The organism is Cupriavidus laharis (assembly GCF_914271435.1).
Lineage (GTDB): Bacteria > Pseudomonadota > Gammaproteobacteria > Burkholderiales > Burkholderiaceae > Cupriavidus > Cupriavidus laharis.
The window spans coordinates 1-20,987 of record NZ_CAJZAI010000030.1 but is presented as its reverse complement, the minus strand read 5'-3'; the positions used below and the strand labels follow the sequence as shown (position 1 = coordinate 20,987).

The following is a 20,987-nucleotide window of genomic DNA, read 5'->3' as shown; positions in this document are numbered from 1 at the left end:
AGAACTAATACCATAATCTCACTAAGCTCCTGCTCAACGTTGCATGTCCCCGGCGGATTCGCCTGCCGGGGCCGCCGCGCAGAACGGAGTCAGGAATGAGACAGAACGATGCTGGCGGCATGACCGGCACGACACTGGAGACAGCGGTAGCGGGCGTTCGCCTCGTGCCGCCTGGCATCTCCCCGTGCCAGATGGACCGTCACAGTCCCGCCACGCGGGAGGGCCGGTCATGAGCGACAAGCGCAACCTGCCTGCAGCAGCGGCGGCCCTCCACCTTGAATGCGCTGCGGCCGGGCGCCAGCGCCACGTCGGCCGTTCGATGGAGCGGCTCGAGGACGCCGCCATCCTCACCGGCCGTGGCCGCTATGGCGACGACCTGTCCGTGAAGCCGGGCACCCTGCACGCCGCCATCGTACGCTCCCCGCATGCGCATGCCGAACTCGGCACCATCGATACCAGCGCGGCGCTTGCCGCGCCTGGCGTGCATGCGGTGCTGACCGGCGCCGACCTGGCGGCCTGGTCGCGTCCCTTCGTGGTCGCCGTGAAGTCGCCAATGGAGCAATGGGCGCTGGCGATGGACCGCGTGCGCTATGTGGGCGAGCCGGTGGCCGTGGTAATGGCCGAGAGCCGTGCCCTGGCCGAAGACGCGCTCGACCTGGTGCGCGTCACTTATCGCGTGCTGCCGCCGGTGGTATCGATCGAAGCCGCGCTGGCCGACGAGGCGCCCATCCTGCATCCCGGCGTAGGCGCAAATGTGGTGAGCGACCGCCACTTCCGCTACGGCGAGCCTGAAGCCGCCTTTGCCGCGGCGCCGCACCGGGTCACGCTGACCGCGCACTATCCGCGCAACACCTGCACGCCGATCGAATGCGGCGTGGTGATTGCCGAGTTCCTGCCCGGTGACGAGGGCTACGACGTCACCTCCAATTTCATGGGGCCGTTCTCGCTGCATGCGGTGATGGCGATGGCGCTCAAGGTGCCGGCCAACCGGCTGCGCCACAAAGCCCCGCGCGATTCCGGCGGCAGCTTCGGTGTGAAGCAGGCCGTGTTTCCCTATGCGGTGCTGATGTGCCTGGCGTCCCGCAAGGCCGGCGCACCGGTGAAGTGGGTGGAAGACCGGCTGGAGCATCTCAGCGCCGCCACCTCCGCCACCGCGCGGCTGTCCACGCTGGAAGCCGCTGTGGCGGCAGACGGCCGCATCATGGCGCTGTCCTACGACCAGATCGAAGACTGCGGCGGCTACCTGCGCGCGCCGGAGCCCGCCACCTTCTACCGCATGCACGGCTGCCTGACCGGCGCCTACGACATCCCCAACCTGCTGGTGCGCAACCGCGTGGTGATGACAAACAAGACGCCCACCGGCCTAGTGCGGGGCTTTGGCGGCCCGCAGGTGTACTTCGCGCTGGAGCGCCTGGTGTACCGCATCGCGACGGAACTCGGGCTCGATCCACTCGATGTGTATCGCCGCAACTTCGTCCCGGCCGGTGCCTTTCCCTATCGGGCTGCGGCAGGCGCGCTGCTGGATTCCGGCAACTACCAGCTGGCGCTGGCGCGCGCGCTGGAGGAGGGCGGCTATGAGGAACTGAAACGCCGCCGCGACGCCGCACGCAGCGAGGGCCGGCTGTACGGCATTGGCTTTGCCGCCATCGTCGAGCCTTCGGTGTCGAATATGGGCTATATCACCACCGCCATGCCGGCCGAGGCGCGCAAGAAGGCGGGGCCGAAGAACGGCGCCATCGCCAGCGCCACGGTCAGCGTCGACCTGCTCGGCGGCGTGGTGGTCACCATTGCCTCGACGCCGGCCGGCCAGGGCCATATGACGGTGTGCGCGCAGGTGGTGGCCGATGTGCTGGGCGTGAACCCGGCCGACGTGGTAGTGAACGTCGAGTTCGATACCCACAAGGATGCGTGGTCGGTCGCCGCCGGTAATTACTCCAGCCGCTTTGCCGGCGCCGTGGCCGGCACCGTGCACCTGGCCGCCGAGCGGGTGCGCGACAAGCTGGCCCGCATCGTGGCGCCGCAGTTCGGCTGCACGCCTGCGGAGGTTTTGTTCGAAGACGGCCGCATTGCCAGGAAAGGCGCGCCTGAATCCGCCCTGCCGTTCACACGCGTAGCGAGCAATGCGCCGCACTGGTCGCCGCAGCAACTGCCTGCGGGCGAGGAGCCGGGCCTGCGCGAGACGGTGTTCTGGTCGCCGCCCAACCTGGAAGCGCCGGACGACCTGGACCGCATCAATACTTCCGCCGCCTATGGTTTTGCCTTCGATATGTGCGGCGTAGAGATCGATCGTGCCACCGGGCGCGTACGTATCGACCGCTATGTGACCGCGCATGACGCCGGCACGCTGCTCAACCCGGCGCTGGCCGATGGCCAGATCCGCGGCGCCTTCGCCCAAGGGCTGGGCGCGGCGCTGATGGAAGAGTTTCGCTATGGCGCCGACGGCAGCTTCCAGTCCGGCACCCTGGCCGACTACCTGATGCCGACCACCTGCGAGGTGCCCGATCCGGTGATCGTCCACCTGGAGACACCCAGCCCCTTCACGCCGCTGGGCGCCAAAGGCCTAGGCGAGGGCAACAATATGAGCACGCCGCCCTGCATCGCCAACGCGGTGGCGGACGCGCTCGGCGTGCGGGACATCCGCCTGCCGCTGACCCCGGCCAAGGTGATGGCCATGGTGGGCTTCGACGACCCGCCGCCGTCGCGCCCGGAGTTGCTTGAGGCGATGCGCGAGGCCGCCGTGCCCGCGGCCCGCAAGGGCGGCGGCAAGGCCCTGACGGCACGCGGCTCGGTGGATCTCGATGCCACGCCCGAAGCCATATTCGCCGTGCTGCTCGACCCGCAGGCGCTGGCCAAGGTAGTGCCCGGCTGCCACGCGCTGGAGCGCACCGCCGAGAACCACTACCGCGCCGACGTGACGGTAGGGGTCGGGATGATCAAGGCGCGCTTCGAGGCCGAGATCGGGCTGTCGGACCTCGATCCCCCCCGCCGGCTGCGACTGGCGGGTGCCGGCATGTCCTCGCTGGGCAGCGCGGGCGGCGCGGGCCTGGTGGAGTTGGTCTCGCATGGCAGCGGCACGCGTCTGAGCTACGACTACGAGGCCGAGGTATCCGGCAAGGTCGCCGCCGTGGGCGGACGCATGCTGGAGGGCGCGGCCAAGGTGGTGCTGCGCCAGTTGTTCGAATCGCTCGGCCGCCAGGCCGCCGGCAAGCCGGTACGGCCGCAAGGCTGGCTTGTCCGCCTGCTGGCACGTTTGGGAGTCCGCCGATGAAACCGTCCGCATTCGATTACCTGCGCGCCGAAACCACGCAGCACGCGCTCGAGGCGCTGGCCCGTGGCGGCGAGGGCGCACGCGTGCTGGCCGGCGGCCAGTCGCTGATGGCGGTGCTCAATATGCGCCTGGCGCAGCCGCAGCTGCTTGTCGATATCTCGCGCACCGCTGAGCTGAACACGGTGCGCGTGGAAAACGCTCACCTTGTGGTTGGCGCCGCGGCCACCCAGGGCGGCGTCGAATGGCGCAGCACGCTGGCTGACGAGGTGCCGCTGCTGGCCATGGCCTTTCCGCATATCTCGCATTTCCAGATCCGCAACCGCGGCACCGTGTGCGGCTCGGTCGCCCATGCCGACCCGAGCGCGGAGTTGCCGCTGGTACTGACCGCGCTGGGCGGCGAGGTGGTGCTGCGCTCCGCGCGACAGCGCCGCGTTTTGCCGGCGGCCGGTTTCTTCCAGGGCATGTTGATGACGGCGCGAGAACCCGACGAACTGGTGGAAGCGGTGCGTTTCCCGCTTCGGCGCCCCGGCGCGCGCTACGGCTTTGCCGAATTCTCCGCGCGCCATGGCGACTTTGCGCTGGTGGCCTGCGCGGCCACCGTCACCGATAACGCTATCGCACTGGCGGTTGGTGGTGTGGCGGACCGCCCCGTGCTGGAAACCTGGCCCCGGTTGCGGGGCGAGGACCTGGCGCAAGCCATCAATGATTTCAGTTGGAAACTGGGCGCGCAGGACGACGCCCATATCAGCGCGCAGTACCGCCGGCACCTGGTGCGGCAACTGGGCATGCGTGTGATCGAGGAGGCAAAATGAGCAAGACCACCAAGGGCGCCGAATTCGGCAAGCCCGCCGAGGTGATGGGCCGGCATGAGCGACGCCGCATAACCCTGACCCTGAACGGCCGCGAGCGCAGCGGCTATTGCGAGCCGCGCGAGCTGCTGTCGGATTTCCTGCGCCACGAGCTCGGCGCCACCGGCACCCACGTCGGCTGCGAGCACGGTGTCTGCGGCGCGTGCACGGTACGTGTCGACGGCGTCGCGGCGCGCTCGTGCCTGATGCTGGCGGTGCAGAGCGAGGACCGGGCCATCGATACCGTCGAAGGCCTGGCGCCGTCAGAAGGCCTGAGCGACCTGCAGGAAGCCTTCCGCCGCCACCACGCGCTGCAGTGCGGCTTCTGCACCGCCGGCATTCTGATGTCGTGTGCGGACTACCTCGAGCGCGTGCCGCAACCCACCGAGGCGCAGGTGCGCGACATGCTGTCCGGCCACCTGTGCCGCTGCACGGGCTACACCCCCATCGTGGCGGCGGTGCTCGACGTGGCCGCGCGCCGCGCGGCTGCCGGCGTGGCCAGCGAGGAGGCCTGCGATGCTTGATCTTGGCCGCACCTTCCTGCAGAGCGTGGAGCGCAGCCCGCACGCGCCCGCCATCGTCGATGGCGACCTGATGCTCACCTATGCGCAGTGGTACGAGCGTATCCGCTGCGTGGCGGCCGGCCTGCGCGAGATCGGCCTGGTGCCAGGCGATCGGTTACTGGCCGTATTGCAGAACCGCTGGGAAATGGCCACGCTGCACTGGGCCTGCCAGTTCGCCGGCATCGTGATGGTGCCGCTGAACTGGCGCGCCAAGCCGGAGGAGCTGGATTATTGCGTGCGCGATGCCGCCGTCAAGGCGCTGGTGTTCGAGCCGGTCAGCGCCGATGCCGTGCTGGCCAGCCCGGCGGCGCAGGCCGTGCCCTGCATTGCGCTGGACGGCGCGGCGGGCGGCTCGATGTCGTTCGCCTCGCTGCTGGACAGCGTTGCGTTGCATGACGCCCCGGTGGCCGAAGCGAGCGCTGTCTCGCTGATGCTCTACACCTCGGGCACCACCGGCAAGCCCAAGGGCGTGCCGCGCCGGCACCGGCAGGAGCGCGCCGCCGCGCTCGCCCACGTGGCGCAGAACCTGTATCGCCATGGCGAGCGCACCCTTGGCGTGATGCCGCTTTACCACACCATGGGCGTGCGCTCGCTGCTGGCGATGGCGCTGGTGGACGGCCTGTTCGTCTGCGTGCGGCGCTGGAATGCCGGGCAGGCGCTCAAGGAGATCGCCACCCACCGGATCACCTGCCTGTACCTGGTGCCGACGCTGTACCACGACCTGCTGGCCGATCCGGGATTCGATCCCTCGGCGATCCGCACCGCGACCAAGCTCGGCTTTGCCGGCGCGTCGATGAGCGACGGCCTGCTGCGCCGCCTTGCGCTGGCCTTCGAGCCGGAGCTGTTCGTGAACCACTACGGCTCATCCGAGGTGTACACCTTCAGCATCGACCAGCGCGCCACCCGCAAGCCCGGCAGCGCGGGGCGCGCCGGCATCAACACGCGCCTGCGCGTGGTGCGCCTGGACGCCCGCTCGCCCGACGATCTGGCGGCCACTGGTGAGGAAGGCCAGATCATCGCCGACCTGCGCGGCGATGAGGCCTTCGAAGGCTACTGGAACCGCGACGACGCTAACGCCAAGTCGCTGCGCGACGGCTGGTACTTCACCGGCGACACCGGCTACTTTGACGCCGAGGGCGACCTCTTCGTCAGCGGCCGGGTCGACGACATGATCATCAGCGGCGGCGAGAACATCTCGCCGGTCGATATCGAGTCGGTGCTGTCGCTGCATCCGGCGGTGGACGAGGTGGCGGTGGCCGGCGTGCCGGACCCGCGCTGGGGCCAGAAGGTGGTGGCATTCGTCAAGTCGCGCGGCAACGTCGATGCGCAGGCACTGGATACCTACTGCCGCGGCTCGGACCTGGTGAACTTCAAGCGCCCGCGCGATTACGTCTTCGTGGAGGAGATCCCCAAGTCGCCGGTCGGCAAGATCCTGCGCCGCAAGCTCTCCGCCGGCGAGTACGTGCCCGCCTCGCATTCCCGCAACCCTGACCTCAATCTCAACCCCAACCCCAACCAGGCAGCGGACGCCACGCCTGTCGACACGATCAAGGAGTAAGACATGACCCAGGTAACCGAACTGATCCATCCCGACCAGCAACGCCTGCAACAGCTCGACGGCTTCTCCGTGGAGATCAATGCCGCGCGCGAGCGCGCGGACATCATCCTGCACCGTCCGCCGTACAACGTGATCGCCATGACGGCGCGCGACCAGCTGCGCGCCGTCATCGAAGCACTGGATGCCGACGAGCGCGTGCGCGTGATCGTGCTGCGCTCGCAGGGCGAGCATTTTTCCAGCGGCGGCGATATCAAGGGCTTCCTGGAGGCCTCGCCCGAGCACGTCTCGCAGTTGGCCTGGAACGTGGCGGCGCCGGCGCGCTGCAGCAAGCCGGTGATTGCCGCCAACCGCGGCTATTGCTTCGGCGTGGGCTTTGAGCTATCGCTGGCCTGCGACTTCCGCATCGCCACCGAGACCACGCAGTACGCGCTGCCGGAGCAGAAGCTCGGGCAGATCCCTGGCTCGGGCGGCTCGGCGCGCCTGCAGAAGATGGTAGGCATCGGCCGCACCAAGGACATCGTGATGCGCTCGCGCCGTATCTCGGGCAAAGAAGCCTACGAGTGGGGCATCGCGGTGGAATGCGTGGCCGACGCCGAGCTGGAAGCCGCCACCGATGCGCTGGTCGACGAGCTGCGCAGCTTCTCGCCGCTGGCGCAGCGCACCGCCAAGAAGCTGCTCAACGACACCGAGGATGCGCCGCTGTCGATCGCCATCGAGCTGGAAGGGCATTGCTACAGCCGCCTGCGCAGCTCGGACGATTTTCGCGAAGGCGTGGAAGCGTTCCACGGCAAGCGCAAGCCGGCGTTCCGCGGCAGCTGATGCAAATCGCGGGCGCGCCGGCAAGGCCGCCCGCATCCCGGACGAATTGACCGGATAACGATGCCCGCTGCCACGGCGCAAGCATCGCGGGGGAGCGCTCGCCTGGCGGCAAGGCACCGCCCGCGCGCCATCGCTGCCGTAATGATCCAAGCAGAGATCCAAATCAAAGGAGACAACAATGGAAGCCGTAGCAAAGAAGAGTACAGAGACGATCAGCGTGCCGCTGCCAGCGGCGAGCAATCGCCAGGTGTTTGGTGCCGTGACGGCGTCATGCATGGGATGGGCGCTGGACCTGTTCGACCTGTTCATCCTGCTGTTCGTGGCGCCGGTGATCGGCAGGCTGTTTTTCCCGTCGGAGCACGCCATGCTGTCGCTGGCGGCAGTGTATGCGTCTTTTGCCGTGACGCTGCTGATGCGTCCGCTCGGCTCCGCGATTTTCGGCTCCTATGCCGACCGCCACGGCCGCAAGGGCGCGATGGTGGTTGCGGTTACCGGCGTTGGCTTGTCCACGGCGGCGTTCGGGCTGCTGCCCACGGTGGGACAGGTGGGCCTGCTTGCGCCAGCCTTGTTCATCCTGCTGCGGCTGGTACAGGGGATCTTTGTCGGCGGCGTGGTGGCATCCACCCACACCATCGGCACTGAATCGGTGCCGCCGTCCTGGCGCGGCGCCGTCTCGGGGCTGGTTGGCGGCGGTGGCGCGGGTATCGGGGCACTGCTGGCTTCCATCACCTACATGGCAATGACCGCGCTGTTTCCCGGGGATGCGTTCGACACCTGGGGTTGGCGCTGCATGTTCTTCTCCGGCATCATCAGCTCGGTGCTCGGCCTATTCATCTTCAATTCGCTGGAGGAGTCGCCACTGTGGAAGCAGTTGCAGGCGGCCAAGGGACATGCCGCTCCGGTGGAGAACCCGTTGCGTGTCCTGTTCTCCAGCAAGTACCGCGGCGTCCTTGCTGTCAACATCCTGCTCACGATCGGCGGTGGCAGCGCCTACTACCTGACCTCAGGCTATCTGCCGACCTTCCTCAAGGTCGTGGTGAAGGCACCGGCGGGCGCATCCGCGGCTATCCTGATGGCCAGCAGTGTCGGCGTTATCGTGGCATCGATCTTTGCCGGTCACCTTAGCACGCTGATTGGTCGCAAGCGATCCTTCATGCTGATCGGCGCCTTGAACGTGGTGCTGCTGCCGTTGATCTACCAACGTATGCCCGCGGTGCCGGATGTCACCACGCTTGGCATGTATGCCGTGGCGCTGGCGATGCTGGGCAGCATGGGTTTTGCTCCGATCCTCATTTTCCTGAACGAACGGTTTCCCACCAGCATCCGTGCCACGGGGACTGGCCTGTCATGGAATATCGGCTTTGCCATCGGCGGCATGATGCCGACGTTTGCGTCGCTGTGCGCGAGCACCCCCGCCGACCTGCCAAAAGTGCTGGGGATCTTCGTCGCGGTGGTCACTGCCATTTACCTGGCCGGTGCGGCGATCGTTCCGGAGACCGCCGGCCGCCTTAGGGAAAAGTGAGGGTGACTGCGCAGTTTGGGAAAACCGGCCGTTCAGGATTGTCGCAGGACTGGACGGTCAGGCATCCCTTCGAGCGCTGGCATGGGCCTCGACGGCGCCGCTGCGTCCAGGCGCTGTTTTGCCCAGTGTGCGGGGTGCAAACTGCGGGGAGCGGAGGTTGCGCGTTGGGTCAGGATGGAACGCAGCAAACTCGGCTGTTGTGACCGTCTTGCCACGAATCACAGCTCCAGCAGTTTTTGCGAGCGTGACCGCCGCAGCGTCCATGCGGGGTCTGAAATTCTCATAGATGGCGGGGCCGTAGGTCGCGGGTATGGCGGCTGTGTCGATGAGGTCCTTCACCGCTGCAGCAGTTCGCCAACCGCGCACGATTCTCTCCCCGGCTAAAAGGACGCACCGATGGTAGCGGGTTGCCATTCCAAAACCAGACGGTCGCTCAGCGGTGGGCTATGGTGATTCCACCTCCAACGCGCGAGTACTGTAAAGCTCACCTTCTGCGAGTAAATGAGCATATTGGGCCATGTCAAAGTTCGATTGATGAACAAGATTCTGAATAATGCGCGACTCCTTCCGGAGCAGGGCAAGAAATTCAATCTGGCGGCTGACAGGTAGATGGTCTTCTAAGGCCGTGATACTGATTGCTCCGAGTGGCGCGCCATGGCTGTCATGCACAACGATCCCGACTCCGCTCACGCCTTCGATGAGGCGGCTATCGTGCACGGCATACCCAACCTCCTGGGAGGCTCTGACAATCTCGAGCATTAGCGGGACGCTTAGCTTGCCGTAGCCGAACAAACGCCTCGCGTTGGCGCACACGATCCGCTCGATTTCATCGTCCGGCAGGGACATGAGCAGCGCAAGGCTTCCCGCCCCGACTCCCAGTGGCCGGTGCACGCCGATCTCCAGACTCGGGATATTGATGGCGTTCCGTCCTTCCGCACGAGCGACGGAGATGGCGTCCGCCCCGCTCCGGATCGTCATGAAGGCAATGCCGCCAGTCTCGTCTGCCAAACGCTTCAGCGATGGCTCGCAAAGGTGCCAGAGCTTGAAGTGAGAGGCCGCGGTCAGCCCCAACTCGAAGAGACCATATCCCAGCAGGTACCGCCGAGACGTCGCATGTTGCATCACCAACCCCTCCCGAATCAGGCAGTTGAGCATCCGATGGACGGTAGGGCGTTCGATACCGAGTTGTTTGGACAAATCAACTAAGCGTAAACCATGAACGCTATAGGAAGCGATCTCGCGAAGGATCCTTGCCGCGCGTTCGATGCTCTGCGTGCCGGACGTTTTACTACGTTCAGAAAATGCTGGGGTAGGGGCCACCTTTTTCATCTAAAGAGTCTCCTTCGATGCTTTCACAACCACATGGTCCATATCGTGGACTTCTATTTCTACCAAGAAGCGTTGTAACTCTTTGATCCTAAGGATATCTTTTTAACAACTTTGCGGCAAGCAAAAAGAGTCCACAACATGGACGCCCAAAACCGGGGATACAAGATACTGTTTCATTAAGCACCGCCTTAAAAGAGTGCGTAAAGAAAGTTTCCTGCACCGTTATGAGACAAATGGGGAGTCTGCAATGAAGTCGATATTCAAAAGTTCGTTTCGCAATGTGACGGCATTTGCATGCGCTGTAATCTGTACGACGGCCGCCCAAATCAGCCATGCGCAGGAGCGCCAGCCCTGCATTGGCCTGTCGGGCGCACTGACGGGTCCGCAGGCCTTTACTGGGCTGGCAGCTCGGATGGGGGCCGAGATCGCGATCGACGAGATCAACGCAAGCGGCGGTGTGCTCGGCAAGAAGCTCGTGCTCAAGGTGTATGACGACGGCGGTCAACCGCCCAAAGGCGTTGACAACGTCAGGCGCATCGCCATGGCCGACAACTGCATCGCCATACTCGGCGGATACCATAGTGGCGTTGCCCTCGCAATGCGTGAGCCCATTGAGCAGATCGGCATCCCTTACGTCGGCGTCATGGCGGCGGGAACGAAAATCATCGAGCACGATTCGGGCAAGAATGCTTGGATGTTCCGGGTCTCGGCCAAGGACCGCTGGGTCGCGCAATACCTCTCGGATGTTGCGCTGCAAAAATCCGCGAGCAAGAAAATCGCCGTCTTCTATGAAAACACAGGCTGGGGAAATGGGGCCGCTCCCGACGTGAAGGCGGCCTTGCAGGCTAAGGGCATCAGTCCCGTCGCCTTGGAGACGTTCAACTGGGGCGACCAGGATATGACGGCGCAACTCATCCGGGCGCGGGATGCAGGCGCCGATGCGATCGTCATGTTTGCGTTGGACCGGGAAGGCAACCAAATTCTCCGTGGCATGGACAAGCTCAAGTACAAGCCGGTAATCGCCAGCGCCTGGGGACTGGCAGGGAACCTGGGCGAACTCGCCGGCCCGTTGGCGAATGGAGTGTTGGTCTTCCAGACTTTTTCCTGGATGGGCAAGCAAGATCCCAAGACGGCCGCCGTGTATCAAAAGATTGCCGACAAATACAAGCTCAAGAGCCCTGCTGACCTGAAAATGGGGAGTGGCACCGCGAATGCATACGACGCTATACATATCCTCGCAAAAGCTATTGCAGGCGCCGGAAGCTATGACCGTGTGAAGGTCCGCGACGCACTGTACCGAGTCAAATATGAGGGCCTGGTGGCGAATTACGATCCGGCGTTCGGACAAGCGCAAGAGCAGCACGATGCAATCAAGCAGAAATACTACAAGCTCACTGCTTGGTATAACGGTTCACTGTTGCCGGTAGACCAGACTCCCTACAAGTAATCGCGCATTAACTATCCATAACGGAAGCATTGATTCGGATGCTTCTGCTGGATCTCTTTTTGCCCGAGTTTCCTGAAACGTATATCCCAAAGGATAAGAGGAGGGATCTGCAATGAGCTCCTTTGTGCAATACATCCTCAGCGGACTGTCCATCGGGGCAATCTACAGTCTAATCGGGCTGGGGTTCTGCATCATGTGGTCAGCTTGTCGATCGGTGAACTTCGCCCACGGCGACGTCCTAATGGTCGGAGCTGTGATCGCCGTCGTCTCTATGGATGCGAATATCCCAATGGTGCTTGGGATCCCTGCAGCGATCCTTGTTTGCATCGGTTATGGCGTGCTAATCGAGCGATTTGCCGTTCGTCCGTTCAACAAGGACGGTACGGCGATCGGCTGGATGCTAACCACGATTGCCATCGGCATCATGGTGGAGTCGTATGCCACGATCAAGTTCGGATCGTTCGCGAGAGCCTTGCCTTCCCCCGGGGTAGACAAGCCCATCTCAATTCTCGGCGCCGGCGTCTACGCTCAAGAGCTCTTCATTCCGGCCTTTGCCGTCTTGTTCATGCTTGCATTGGACATCTTCTATCGACGGACCGTGCTAGGTCGTGCCATGCGGGCAGTTGCATTTAATCGAGTGGCAGCGGGTCTGATGGGCATCAACGTAAATCGCATCACTGCCATTTCCTTCGGCTTGGCGGCAGGTCTCGGGGGTGCCGCAGGGGTTCTCGTCGGACCGATCATCCAGGTCTCTACGACGATGGGCGTGCTCATTGGCCTCAAGGGCTTCGCCGTTGCGATCATGGCAAGCATCACGAGTGCACGTGGCGTAGTGATTACGGGTCTGCTCTACGGCGTCATGGAGAAATTCGTGGAGGGCTACATCAGCACGGCGGCACGGGAAGTCATCGGATTCTCAATCATGATTCTCGTGCTGCTCGCGTTCCCTCAAGGCGTGTTTGGTAAGAAGGAGGCCATGAAGGTATGAAAGCCGAAAAACTCAGATCCTTGCTGTTTCCCTCGCTCGTCGGCGCGCTCAGCGTAGGGATGGCTTTGTTGCCCCAGCTTGTGTCGAACACCTATGAGCTGCGTATATGGATGCTTCTTACCATTTACGCGCTTGTCGCACTTGGTCTAAACATCCTGGTAGGCCTCACGGGACTGGTGAGTTTGGGCCAGGCAGGACTCTTTGCCATCGGTGCCTATGTAGCCGCGATTCTGGCCGCCAAGCTTGGCATCGGATTCGTCGCCACAATCGTAATTGCGATGATAGTAGCCGCCCTGTTCGGCGCATTACTCGCCTACCCAACGGTACGCGTCAAGGGCGTTTATCTTGCCGTCATCACAATCGCATTCGGCATTATCGTTGAGAACGTTGCCATTGAGTGGCAGGGCATGACAGGTGGAACGAACGGGATTTCGGCAATTCCGGGGCCAGCCTTTCTGGGCAAGGCGCTGGACGATACGGGATACTTCTATCTACTTGCAGTGCTGTTCCTCGCGGCGTACGTACTGCATTACAACATCATGAAGTCGCGCTTCGGGCGAGCGATGCGTGCGGTCAGCCAGAGCGAAATTGCGGCTCGCTCGATGGGCATCAATCCCATTGCCATTCGAACGTTCTCGTTCGTCATCGCCGCAGCTTTTGCTGGAATGGCCGGCGGTCTGTATGCCTATCTGAATCTGTACGTCAACCCCGATACGTTCAGATTCGACGACTCGGTCCGATTCCTTCTGATGGTTATTCTCGGCGGCTCGGGAACCATCGTTGGGCCGGTACTGGGTGCGACGGTTCTGACGTTCCTCCCGGAGTACCTGCAGGCTTTCGGGGAGTGGCAACGTTTCGCCTACGGCGCACTTCTCGCGCTGGTCATGTTCTGTCTCCCGCTGGGCGTCGTCGGTACCCTCTCCAATCTTCGCGGTCGGTTTCGCGCTTCCGTTAGCCGCGCATCCGAGGAGTGGCCGCGGCTCAGCACGCGTATCAACACAATGCTGCAGGTCGATGCGCAACGAGGCGCGGTCTGCCTGAAGACAAAGGGACTGACGATGGCGTTTGGCGGACTGGTTGCCAACGATAACGTCAGTGAAGTTCTCAGGGCAGGGCAGGTTCACGCCGTCATTGGCCCCAATGGTGCAGGTAAGTCGACGTTCATCAACTGCGTATCTGGATTTTACGCACCAACCGGCGGGGAGATCGAATTCCTGGGTGTATCAGCCACTAGAAAGGTGAGCCACGAACTTGCAAGAATGGGGCTGGCACGAACCTTCCAGAACACGGAACTGTTCGGCAACATGACAGTTCTCGAGAATGTTCTGGTCGGCTATCACACGCGCTTCGAAAGCGGATTGCTCTCGACCTTGTTCAGGATGCCTAGCTTCTTTCGTGATGAGAAGCGGTTCCAGGAAGAGGCTCAGGTTCTACTTGAGTACGTCGGACTCGCGGGCTTTGCAGATGAACTGGCCAAGAACCTCCCGTTTGGTCACCAGAGACGGCTGGAGATTGCGCGAGCGCTTGCCCTGTCACCCAAGCTTCTCTTGCTTGACGAGCCTGCAGCGGGCCTTACGCACGGCGAAATCGAAAGCCTCAGTGGACTGATCCGGGACCTTGCCGCACGTCACATGACGATGATTCTTGTCGAACACCATGTGGACATGATCATGGCTGTTTCGGACCATGTGACCGTCCTGGATTATGGAAAAGTAATCGCATCGGGGCCGGTGGCCGAAGTCCGAAACAATCCTGCAGTGATTGAAGCCTATTTTGGCTCAAGCAAGTCACACGAAGATCCTGAGCCTGCGTTGGAGGTCCGGTCATGAGCGACCCCTTATTGAAGCTTGATGGCGTATCCGTGAACTATGGACGGATCGAAGCGGCACGTGCGGTTTCCCTCGAAGTCTACGAGGGCGAGTTCGTCGGCATCATTGGATCAAATGGCGCTGGCAAGAGCTCAACCCTCAAGGCCATCGCGGGGGTCGTGAAGCCGGTCTCTGGCGCCATTACCTTTGCAGGTAAACCTGTGCATGGCCGTGGAGCGCACGAAATGGTTGCGTGCGGAATCGCAATGGTGCCAGAGGGGCGTTACGTTTTCGCGGATCAGACCGTGGAGGACAACCTCATCCTCGGTGGCTACATACACGCTCAGCGAAAGGGCGTCGCGTCCCTGCGGGGAGATATCGACAGGATCTACGACCTCTTTCCACGCTTGAAGGAACGGCGATTGCAAGCTGCAGGCTCCCTTTCGGGTGGCGAGCAGCAAATGCTTGCGATTGGTCGGGGACTATTGTCCAAGCCCAGGTTGTTGATGATCGACGAAGTATCTCTCGGTCTAGCGCCCAAGGTCCTCGACTTTCTATTTCCGGTCTTGAAAGAGTTGAACCGGCAGGGATTGGCAATTTTGCTCGTCGAACAACTGGCCGTGCAGGCACTGTCCGTAACCACTCGTGCTTACGTGATGGAGAACGGTCGCATCACCATGAGCGGCCCGTCGGCACAACTCGCCAGAAACCCGGCGGTGATGGAGGCATACCTGGGAAAGGCAGCTTGAAGTCTGCCGCCCTATTGGTCCTATTGGACCGTCGAATCACCGCTGTATCGGCCGGCTGCTCGGTAAGAGGAATTCACGTGTTTTCACTGAGAGTAAGAAAGGAGAAGGGAAATGCCACAACGTATCGTTGACCTGACGCTGACGCTGTCTGACAACATGCCGGCGCACAAACTGTTTCAGCGTCCGATCGTCACGCCGCATCTGACGCATGAAAAGACACAGTCCTTTGGCTTGGGCGTGCCGGAAGACAAGATGACGTTCGCCACGACGTTCATCGCTACGATCGACCATATCGCGACGCACGTGGATGCGTTCTATCACACCAATCCGGACGGCTTGCCCGTGGACGAAATGCCTCTGGACATGTTCATGGGGAAGGCAGTCTGCTTCGACCTGACCCACATCCCGGACCTTGGTGATATTGACGTTAAGGATTTGGAGGAAGCGGAAGAGAAGGCAGGGGTAAAGGTGGATGGACATATCGTACTGATGAACACCGGCCTCCATAAGCGCCACTACCCGAATGTTGAGGTGGTCTGGACCAATCCTGGTCTGACCGCGGAAGCCACGCACTGGCTGGCTGACCGGGGATCCAAGCTGCACGGTGTCGAGGGCCCGTCCACCGACAAGCCCTCGCATAACCTATTCCCTAGCCACCGCGTTTGCCGAGATCGTGGCATTACCCACTACGAGTGGCTCGTGAACCTCGAGGAACTGGTCGGCAAGAAGGAATTCATGTTCTATGGCCCGCCTCTCAAGATCCATCAGGGCAGCGGTTCGCCGGTCCGGGCATGGGCCGTTCTCGATGCCTGAGCGTGGCAACACAGTCTAAATGACAGGGGGAGGCAGCAAATCACTTGCTGCCTCCCAGCAGCGGAGATACAAGACCATGACCGAAGCGAGCAACAACGACCAGCGGATTCCCATCACGCTGCTGACAGGATTTCTAGGTGCAGGCAAGACAACGCTGCTCAATCGCATCCTGTCGGATCCCTCAAGCGGTCGCATTGCCGTCATTGTCAACGAGTTTGGCGAGATTGGAATCGATGGGGACCTGATCGCCAAGTCGTCAGACGATATGCTGGAACTCAGCAACGGCTGTATCTGCTGCTCGAGTAAGGACGATCTTATCGGAGCCTTGTACAAGCTCTATATGCGCAAGGCGGGCCTCGTAGAACCAAAAGTCGACTTCGAGCGCATTATCATCGAGACCACGGGCCTTGCTGACCCGACCCCGCTTGCGCAGGCCTTCTACACGGATATGTCGCTGAGTCTGACCTACCGTCTGGACGCAATCGTGACGCTGGTAGATGTGGTGCACATCGAGGGCCAGGTCGAAGGCTCGCAGGAAGCGATGAGGCAGGTTGCTCTCGCCGATAAGCTGGTGCTCACCAAGAGCGACCTGGCTACTGATCGTCAGCGAAAGCGCGCCCATGAGATTGTCGATCGCCTGAATCCGTTGTCGCCTAAGGAGGTCGCTTCCTTTGGAAACCTGCGGGCGAACGCGCTCCTCGGCCTCGACTTGTTTGATCCGAATACCAAGCAGTCCGCGATCGCAACATGGATTGGCGCAGAGCGTGCCCACCACGCAAGTCATGGTAGCCATGAGCATCAGCACGACGCATCCTGCACAGAGTGCGTGACCGGGCATGTGCATGAGCATGAGCATGATCCGAGTCTATCTCACCTTGCCGATATTGCGTCAATCAGTATTCGAGAGCCGCGTCCCCTCTCCTATGACAAGGTGATGAGGTTCCTCGCTCATCAGGTAGAGACGTACGGCAGCAACCTGTATCGGGTAAAGGGATTGCTTAATTTCTTTGAGATCGACAAGCCGGTCATTCTGCAGGGAGTTCAAAGTGTATTCAGCCCGCTGACCTATGCAGAGGATTGGCCGCGTGGCGAGGCGGAAACACGGGTTGTGCTCATCGGCCGCGGCCTTGCAAAGGACCAAATCCTGGCGCAATTCGAACAGTGCGTCGGGAGCACGGAGCCACAGCTTGATCGAGCGCTGGGTCTGATTTAAGTTGAAGAGAAAGCGAACCATGCAGGACTACGCATATTCCTCGGCACTTCATCTGCGCGAGGCAATCCTGAGCAAGGCTGTTTCACCGGTCGAGGTCATGAAGGAGTGTCTGACACGCCTGGAAGCGGTCGAGCCGCTGTTGAACTGCTTCGTGACCAGAACTCCTGACCTGGCTATGGACGCTGCCAGGTCGGCAGAAAGGGCTCTGATGGCCGGGGAACCTGTGGGCCTACTCCACGGATTGCCCATCTCGGTCAAGGATCTCATCTCCGTGGGCGGCGTGAGGCAGACGTTCGGCTCGCGCTCAATGGCCAGCAACATTGCGAAGACGGATGCACCGGCCGTAGGGCGCATCAAGCAGGCGGGCGCATGCATTGTGGGAACCACCACCACCAGCGAATTCGGGTGCAAGGCTGTCGGGGATTCCCCGCTCACCGGCGTGACGCGAAATCCGTGGAATACGGAGTGCACGCCGGGCGGATCAAGCTGCGGTGCGGCTGCCAGCGTGGCGGCTGGCGTTACACCGTTCGCACTGGGTACGGATGGCGGCGGATCGATCCGCGAGCCTGCGGCACTTACCGGCCTGTTTGGCATCAAGGCTCAGTTTGGGCGCGTGCCGGTGTTCCCCGCCTCAGCCACACCAACGCTGGCGCATGTCGGTCCTCTGGCGCGTACCGTTAGAGACGCCGCTCTCCTATTGTCGGCAATCGCTGGGCAAGATGGGCGCGATCCGTTCTCGGTCGCCGCTCCCGTGCCGGCGTGGCTTCAAGCCTGCGATCTACCAGTCAAAGGCATGCGATTGGCATGGAGCCCCACGCTCGGTTATGCGAAGCCCGACCAAGAGGTCTTGAGCCTCTGCGAATCCGCAGTGAGGGTTTTTGAGAAGTTGGGTTGCGAGGTTGTCGAACTGCCAGAAGGAATTGGCCCAGACCCGGACCAGCTCTGGATGGCGGAATTCTATGCGGGAGTGGGGACACGGTTGAACGGCACACTGAGCGCGTCGCGGGAGATCCTCGATCCGGCCGTGGCATCACTTCTCGACAAGGCGCTCGACCAATCGCTACTGCAGTACTACACGAAAGTGTTCGCGCGCTACGAGTTTCGCGAAAGGATCCGCGCGCTGTTCGAGTCGTTCGATTTGCTGCTCACACCTACAGCGCCCGTGCCGGCGTTCCCGGTGAACGTGGACGTACCGCCTCAGTTTGCGGGACGAACTCCCTGCACCTGGCAGTACTACACATACCCGTTCAACCTCACCGGGCAACCAGCCGCGTCACTACCAGTAGGGTTCACATCGGCAGGCTTGCCAGTGGGACTTCAATTGGTCTCGAGGATCAATGCTGAGACGGACATTTTCCGAGCAGCCTCCGCATTTGAAATGGAGAAGCCGTGGGTGAATATAAGACCGCCCGGTATTTGAGGATCCTTCCTTAATAAAACCAAGCACTGGCCCCACGTCCGGAAGCGCGACACAACTCCGCCAGGCGAATTTTCAGAGGACGATATTAGCAGTAGTGCAGCGGAAATGCTCGGAACCAGGGCAGGGAATGTTGCGCGCGAAGAACGGCTACTTCTGAATAAAAAATGCGCTATTAAGTGGCGTTGTTGCATAAATCCGGGTTGGGTTGGGCTGACGTTTACGCGCAACGGCTGGAACGCTGGCTCTGTTAACTTCTGACGATGCGGCGTAGTGTCTTGGACTTTTTCCGGGACGATGCGCAAGGACAACCGACAGCAAGCCGAGCCCAAGGGGGTCTACCGCGTCAAGAACTGGGCGCAGTACAACAAGGGGCTGATAGCCCGAGGAGACGTGACGATGTGGGTCGAAGAGAGCTTGCTCGTGCCACCGGAAAAAGCCCAGTCGTCCAAGCGTGGCCACCCGCTCGTTTATACGGATGCGCTGATTCAGGGTCTGCTCGGTCTCAAGCAGGTGTTCCACTTGCCGCTGCGCGCGCTGCAAGGCTTCGCGCAGAGCTTGCGCACCCTGGCCTTCCCAACGTTGCCAGTGCCGAACTACACGACATTGAGCCGCCGCGCGCAAAATCTGAACGTCGTGCTGCCCGCCTCTCGTACCGGCGAGTCGCTGCATCTGGTGATCGACAGCACTGGACTGAAGCTTTACGGCGAAGGCGAGTGGAAGGTTCGCAAGCACGGTTGGTCCAAGCGCCGGACTTGGCGCAAGGTCCACCTCGCCATGGACGCGAACACCGGCCAAATCCGTGCTGCACTGATGACCCACCAGGACGTTGGCGATGGCGAAGTGTTGGCCGACCTGCTCGATCAGATCCCGGCTGATACACCGATCGATACCATCGGAGGCGACGGCGCTTACGACAGCAAGCCGTGCCACGCGGAGATTGCCGCGCGAGGTGCAAAGCCCTCGATTCCACCTCGCGATGGAGCGAAGCCCTGGTCCGAAAGTACGCCGGGCGCAGCCTGGCGTAACGAGGCCATCGATGTCATCGAGAAGAGCAGTCGACGCGAATGGAAAGCCGCCAGCGGCTATCACCGGCGCTCGCTGGCCGAGACTCTGATGTACCGCCTCAAGACGCTGACGGGGCATAGTCTGTGGGCACGCGAAATCGGATCGCAGGCCACCGAAGTGGCCATCCGTGCGGGCGTGCTCAACCGCATGGTGGCGCTCGCTCGCCCGCAATCCGTCCGTATCGCCTGAGTTCAGCCTCACCGAGGAGCCCCTGTTTTCAATCTCGATTTATGCAACAACGCCGATGCCGAAGGACCTTTCTTCTCGAACCTGCTTGAATCAGTTGGTGACCAGGATCCTAACGCTGGCTCAAGAACGAGGCCTTGGGCTTGCCGAAAAAGGCGCTCCGCATGGCACTCATCGAGGCAGCAGAGCAGCGACGCTACAGCGAAGTCCTCCGCTACTGTCGCTTTTGCATGTCACGCGGCTACCACTGCCTCTTGCATCAAATGGCGCGACTCGATGTCCCGCTCACCGTTGCCCCAGGTGGGCTAACGGTTATGGTAGACAGGGCGCGCACGGGATTCTCCTTTCATTTCCCTTTCTCCCGCATCTGCCGGCGACATGCAGCAATCCAGGAATCGATCCGAAACCCAACACTAGATACTTGCATTGACGAAGAGAATTCCCTCATGATTAATAATGACCCTCTCATAATTTGGATCGTCAAGAAAATGTGTGGGTGCCCGGAGGCTCCGGAAGGTTCCCAAGTGCATGATATAGCGCGATTTCCGTGGTTCTGAAGGTCCGGAAGCCGTATGCTTTTCTCATGGTGACTTTGGCCTTATTGTTCAGACCCTCGACGACGCCGCTGGAGAACTGCTTGCGCGCACGGAAGTAGTTGAGGATCAGTTCACGGTGAACACGCACGGTGCGGGCGAACTTCTTCATCGGCTCGATGCGCGAGCGCATCACTTGGGTGCACCACTGGTCGAGGAATTTTCCGGCCCACTCTGGCGAGATGTAATCCCAGAGTTGCTGGAACTCTTCCTTGAGCAGCCAGGCCCGCACGGTCCGCAAGTTGTATTGCAGCAGATCGCGCAGACGCACTCGCTGTTTGTCGGTCAGATTTTCCTGCCGCTTGAGCAGGCACCAGCGGGACTTCTTGAGCTGCTTGCCCGTCTGTTCCTCGATCAGCGTGCCACCGGTCAGGATGGCAATGTCTTCCAGCATGGCCTTGCGCCGATCGCCGAAGCCCGGTGCCTTCACCGCAGCGGCCTTGAAGGTGCCGCGCAGGGAGTTGACGACAAGGGTCGCAAGTGCCTCGCCTTCCACGTTTTCGGCCACGACGAGCAACGGCTTGCCGGTCTTGGCCACGGCCTCGAGCACCGGCAGCAGATCGTGAATCGCCGAGATCTTCTTGTCATGCAGCAGGATATACGGCTCTTCGAGCATGACGGATTGCTTATCGGGCTGGTTGATGAAGTACGAGGCCAGATAACCGCGATCGAACTGCATGCCTTCGACTGTTACGTCCCGCGCAATCTGAGGTTTGGGGAGGGCGTTTATCCCGCGAACGGCTGGGGCGATTTTCTGAACATCTCCGCAATCAGCGCGAGACGCAACGGACATAAGGA

Annotated in this window: 18 protein-coding genes and 1 pseudogene; 15 read left to right on the top strand and 4 right to left on the bottom strand. The window is 61.9% G+C overall.

Features of this window, described 5'->3' with window-relative positions; all coding sequences use genetic code 11:
• Positions 1 to 95 precede the first annotated feature (95 nt).
• The 7 genes from LDO29_RS27510 to LDO29_RS27480 all read left to right on the top strand — a co-directional run bounded on the left by LDO29_RS27510 (position 96) and on the right by LDO29_RS27480 (position 8,578).
• Complete coding sequence (locus LDO29_RS27510) at positions 96 to 233, top strand: hypothetical protein (protein ID WP_224082907.1); 138 nt, start codon at positions 96 to 98, stop codon at positions 231 to 233.
• The gene (locus LDO29_RS27505; RefSeq protein WP_253074153.1) at positions 230 to 3,268 is read left to right on the top strand and encodes a xanthine dehydrogenase family protein molybdopterin-binding subunit; all 3,039 of its coding nucleotides are present in this window, start codon (positions 230 to 232) and stop codon (positions 3,266 to 3,268) included. Before LDO29_RS27510 ends, LDO29_RS27505 begins: the two co-directional genes overlap by 4 nt.
• Positions 3,265 to 4,080 (top strand): FAD binding domain-containing protein, encoded by an 816-nt coding sequence (locus tag LDO29_RS27500; protein WP_224082906.1) that lies wholly within the window; start codon positions 3,265 to 3,267, stop codon positions 4,078 to 4,080. Before LDO29_RS27505 ends, LDO29_RS27500 begins: the two co-directional genes overlap by 4 nt.
• Complete coding sequence (locus LDO29_RS27495; RefSeq protein WP_396022728.1) at positions 4,077 to 4,640, top strand: (2Fe-2S)-binding protein; 564 nt, start codon at positions 4,077 to 4,079, stop codon at positions 4,638 to 4,640. Before LDO29_RS27500 ends, LDO29_RS27495 begins: the two co-directional genes overlap by 4 nt.
• A complete protein-coding gene (locus LDO29_RS27490) occupies positions 4,633 to 6,237 on the top strand; it encodes an AMP-binding protein (RefSeq protein WP_224082905.1) in 1,605 nt (534 codons plus the stop codon). The genes LDO29_RS27495 and LDO29_RS27490 overlap by 8 nt, the downstream gene beginning before the upstream one ends.
• A gap of 3 nt (positions 6,238 to 6,240) precedes the next feature.
• Positions 6,241 to 7,056: an enoyl-CoA hydratase/isomerase family protein gene (locus tag LDO29_RS27485; protein ID WP_224082904.1), complete on the top strand. Its 816-nt coding sequence runs from the start codon at positions 6,241 to 6,243 to the stop codon at positions 7,054 to 7,056.
• A 178-nt stretch (positions 7,057 to 7,234) separates the two neighbouring features.
• On the top strand, positions 7,235 to 8,578 hold the full coding sequence (locus LDO29_RS27480; RefSeq protein ID WP_224082903.1) for an MFS transporter: 1,344 nt from the start codon (positions 7,235 to 7,237) through the stop codon (positions 8,576 to 8,578).
• 57 nt (positions 8,579 to 8,635) lie between these two features.
• Here LDO29_RS27480 and LDO29_RS27475 read toward each other — a convergent pair whose 3' ends face one another.
• On the bottom strand, positions 8,636 to 8,992 hold the full coding sequence (locus LDO29_RS27475) for an amidase family protein (protein WP_224082902.1): 357 nt from the start codon (positions 8,990 to 8,992) through the stop codon (positions 8,636 to 8,638).
• Positions 8,993 to 9,022: 30 nt separating this feature from the next.
• Positions 9,023 to 9,907 carry an IclR family transcriptional regulator gene (locus tag LDO29_RS27470; RefSeq protein ID WP_224082901.1) on the bottom strand — a complete coding sequence of 295 codons (885 nt, stop codon included), beginning with the start codon at positions 9,905 to 9,907 and terminating at the stop codon, positions 9,023 to 9,025.
• A 247-nt stretch (positions 9,908 to 10,154) separates the two neighbouring features.
• Between LDO29_RS27470 and LDO29_RS27465 the strand changes: the two genes are divergently transcribed.
• The 8 genes from LDO29_RS27465 (at position 10,155) to LDO29_RS27430 (ending at position 19,599) form a co-directional block, all read left to right on the top strand.
• Entirely contained in the window at positions 10,155 to 11,354 is a 1,200-nt protein-coding gene (locus tag LDO29_RS27465; protein ID WP_224082900.1) for an ABC transporter substrate-binding protein, read from the top strand.
• 112 nt (positions 11,355 to 11,466) lie between these two features.
• On the top strand, positions 11,467 to 12,342 hold the full coding sequence (locus tag LDO29_RS27460) for a branched-chain amino acid ABC transporter permease (protein ID WP_224082899.1): 876 nt from the start codon (positions 11,467 to 11,469) through the stop codon (positions 12,340 to 12,342).
• A complete protein-coding gene (locus LDO29_RS27455; protein ID WP_224082898.1) occupies positions 12,339 to 14,171 on the top strand; it encodes a branched-chain amino acid ABC transporter ATP-binding protein/permease in 1,833 nt (610 codons plus the stop codon). Before LDO29_RS27460 ends, LDO29_RS27455 begins: the two co-directional genes overlap by 4 nt.
• Complete coding sequence (locus LDO29_RS27450; RefSeq protein WP_224082897.1) at positions 14,168 to 14,899, top strand: ABC transporter ATP-binding protein; 732 nt, start codon at positions 14,168 to 14,170, stop codon at positions 14,897 to 14,899. Before LDO29_RS27455 ends, LDO29_RS27450 begins: the two co-directional genes overlap by 4 nt.
• A 111-nt stretch (positions 14,900 to 15,010) precedes the next feature.
• The gene (locus LDO29_RS27445; RefSeq protein ID WP_224082896.1) at positions 15,011 to 15,712 is read left to right on the top strand and encodes a cyclase family protein; all 702 of its coding nucleotides are present in this window, start codon (positions 15,011 to 15,013) and stop codon (positions 15,710 to 15,712) included.
• Positions 15,713 to 15,788: 76 nt separating this feature from the next.
• Entirely contained in the window at positions 15,789 to 16,925 is a 1,137-nt protein-coding gene (locus LDO29_RS27440) for a CobW family GTP-binding protein (RefSeq protein ID WP_224082895.1), read from the top strand.
• Between the two features lie 19 nt (positions 16,926 to 16,944).
• Positions 16,945 to 18,345, top strand: coding sequence for an amidase (locus tag LDO29_RS27435; RefSeq protein WP_224082894.1), 1,401 nt, complete (start codon positions 16,945 to 16,947; stop codon positions 18,343 to 18,345).
• Positions 18,346 to 18,639: 294 nt separating this feature from the next.
• On the top strand, positions 18,640 to 19,599 hold the full coding sequence (locus LDO29_RS27430) for an IS5 family transposase (protein WP_224082893.1): 960 nt from the start codon (positions 18,640 to 18,642) through the stop codon (positions 19,597 to 19,599).
• A gap of 477 nt (positions 19,600 to 20,076) precedes the next feature.
• On the opposite strand, the gene LDO29_RS28405 is transcribed toward LDO29_RS27430, so the two are convergent.
• Positions 20,077 to 20,499, bottom strand: coding sequence for a transposase (locus LDO29_RS28405; RefSeq protein WP_396022729.1), 423 nt, complete (start codon positions 20,497 to 20,499; stop codon positions 20,077 to 20,079).
• Positions 20,500 to 20,508: 9 nt separating this feature from the next.
• Positions 20,509 to 20,987 (bottom strand): annotated as a pseudogene (groEL, locus tag LDO29_RS28400) (chaperonin GroEL); the annotation flags it as partial.

What these genes read in the sequence shown, in the direction of transcription:
- LDO29_RS27510 (WP_224082907.1), top strand. Translation starts at nt 96, where the DNA reads ATGAGACAGAACGATGCTGGCGGCATGACCGGCACGACACTGGAGACA.
- LDO29_RS27505 (WP_253074153.1), top strand. Translation starts at nt 230, where the DNA reads ATGAGCGACAAGCGCAACCTGCCTGCAGCAGCGGCGGCCCTCCACCTT.
- LDO29_RS27500 (WP_224082906.1), top strand. Translation starts at nt 3,265, where the DNA reads ATGAAACCGTCCGCATTCGATTACCTGCGCGCCGAAACCACGCAGCAC.
- LDO29_RS27495 (WP_396022728.1), top strand. Translation starts at nt 4,077, where the DNA reads ATGAGCAAGACCACCAAGGGCGCCGAATTCGGCAAGCCCGCCGAGGTG.
- LDO29_RS27490 (WP_224082905.1), top strand. Translation starts at nt 4,633, where the DNA reads ATGCTTGATCTTGGCCGCACCTTCCTGCAGAGCGTGGAGCGCAGCCCG.
- LDO29_RS27485 (WP_224082904.1), top strand. Translation starts at nt 6,241, where the DNA reads ATGACCCAGGTAACCGAACTGATCCATCCCGACCAGCAACGCCTGCAA.
- LDO29_RS27480 (WP_224082903.1), top strand. Translation starts at nt 7,235, where the DNA reads ATGGAAGCCGTAGCAAAGAAGAGTACAGAGACGATCAGCGTGCCGCTG.
- LDO29_RS27475 (WP_224082902.1), bottom strand. Translation starts at nt 8,992, where the DNA reads ATGGCAACCCGCTACCATCGGTGCGTCCTTTTAGCCGGGGAGAGAATC.
- LDO29_RS27470 (WP_224082901.1), bottom strand. Translation starts at nt 9,907, where the DNA reads ATGAAAAAGGTGGCCCCTACCCCAGCATTTTCTGAACGTAGTAAAACG.
- LDO29_RS27465 (WP_224082900.1), top strand. Translation starts at nt 10,155, where the DNA reads ATGAAGTCGATATTCAAAAGTTCGTTTCGCAATGTGACGGCATTTGCA.
- LDO29_RS27460 (WP_224082899.1), top strand. Translation starts at nt 11,467, where the DNA reads ATGAGCTCCTTTGTGCAATACATCCTCAGCGGACTGTCCATCGGGGCA.
- LDO29_RS27455 (WP_224082898.1), top strand. Translation starts at nt 12,339, where the DNA reads ATGAAAGCCGAAAAACTCAGATCCTTGCTGTTTCCCTCGCTCGTCGGC.
- LDO29_RS27450 (WP_224082897.1), top strand. Translation starts at nt 14,168, where the DNA reads ATGAGCGACCCCTTATTGAAGCTTGATGGCGTATCCGTGAACTATGGA.
- LDO29_RS27445 (WP_224082896.1), top strand. Translation starts at nt 15,011, where the DNA reads ATGCCACAACGTATCGTTGACCTGACGCTGACGCTGTCTGACAACATG.
- LDO29_RS27440 (WP_224082895.1), top strand. Translation starts at nt 15,789, where the DNA reads ATGACCGAAGCGAGCAACAACGACCAGCGGATTCCCATCACGCTGCTG.
- LDO29_RS27435 (WP_224082894.1), top strand. Translation starts at nt 16,945, where the DNA reads ATGCAGGACTACGCATATTCCTCGGCACTTCATCTGCGCGAGGCAATC.
- LDO29_RS27430 (WP_224082893.1), top strand. Translation starts at nt 18,640, where the DNA reads ATGCGCAAGGACAACCGACAGCAAGCCGAGCCCAAGGGGGTCTACCGC.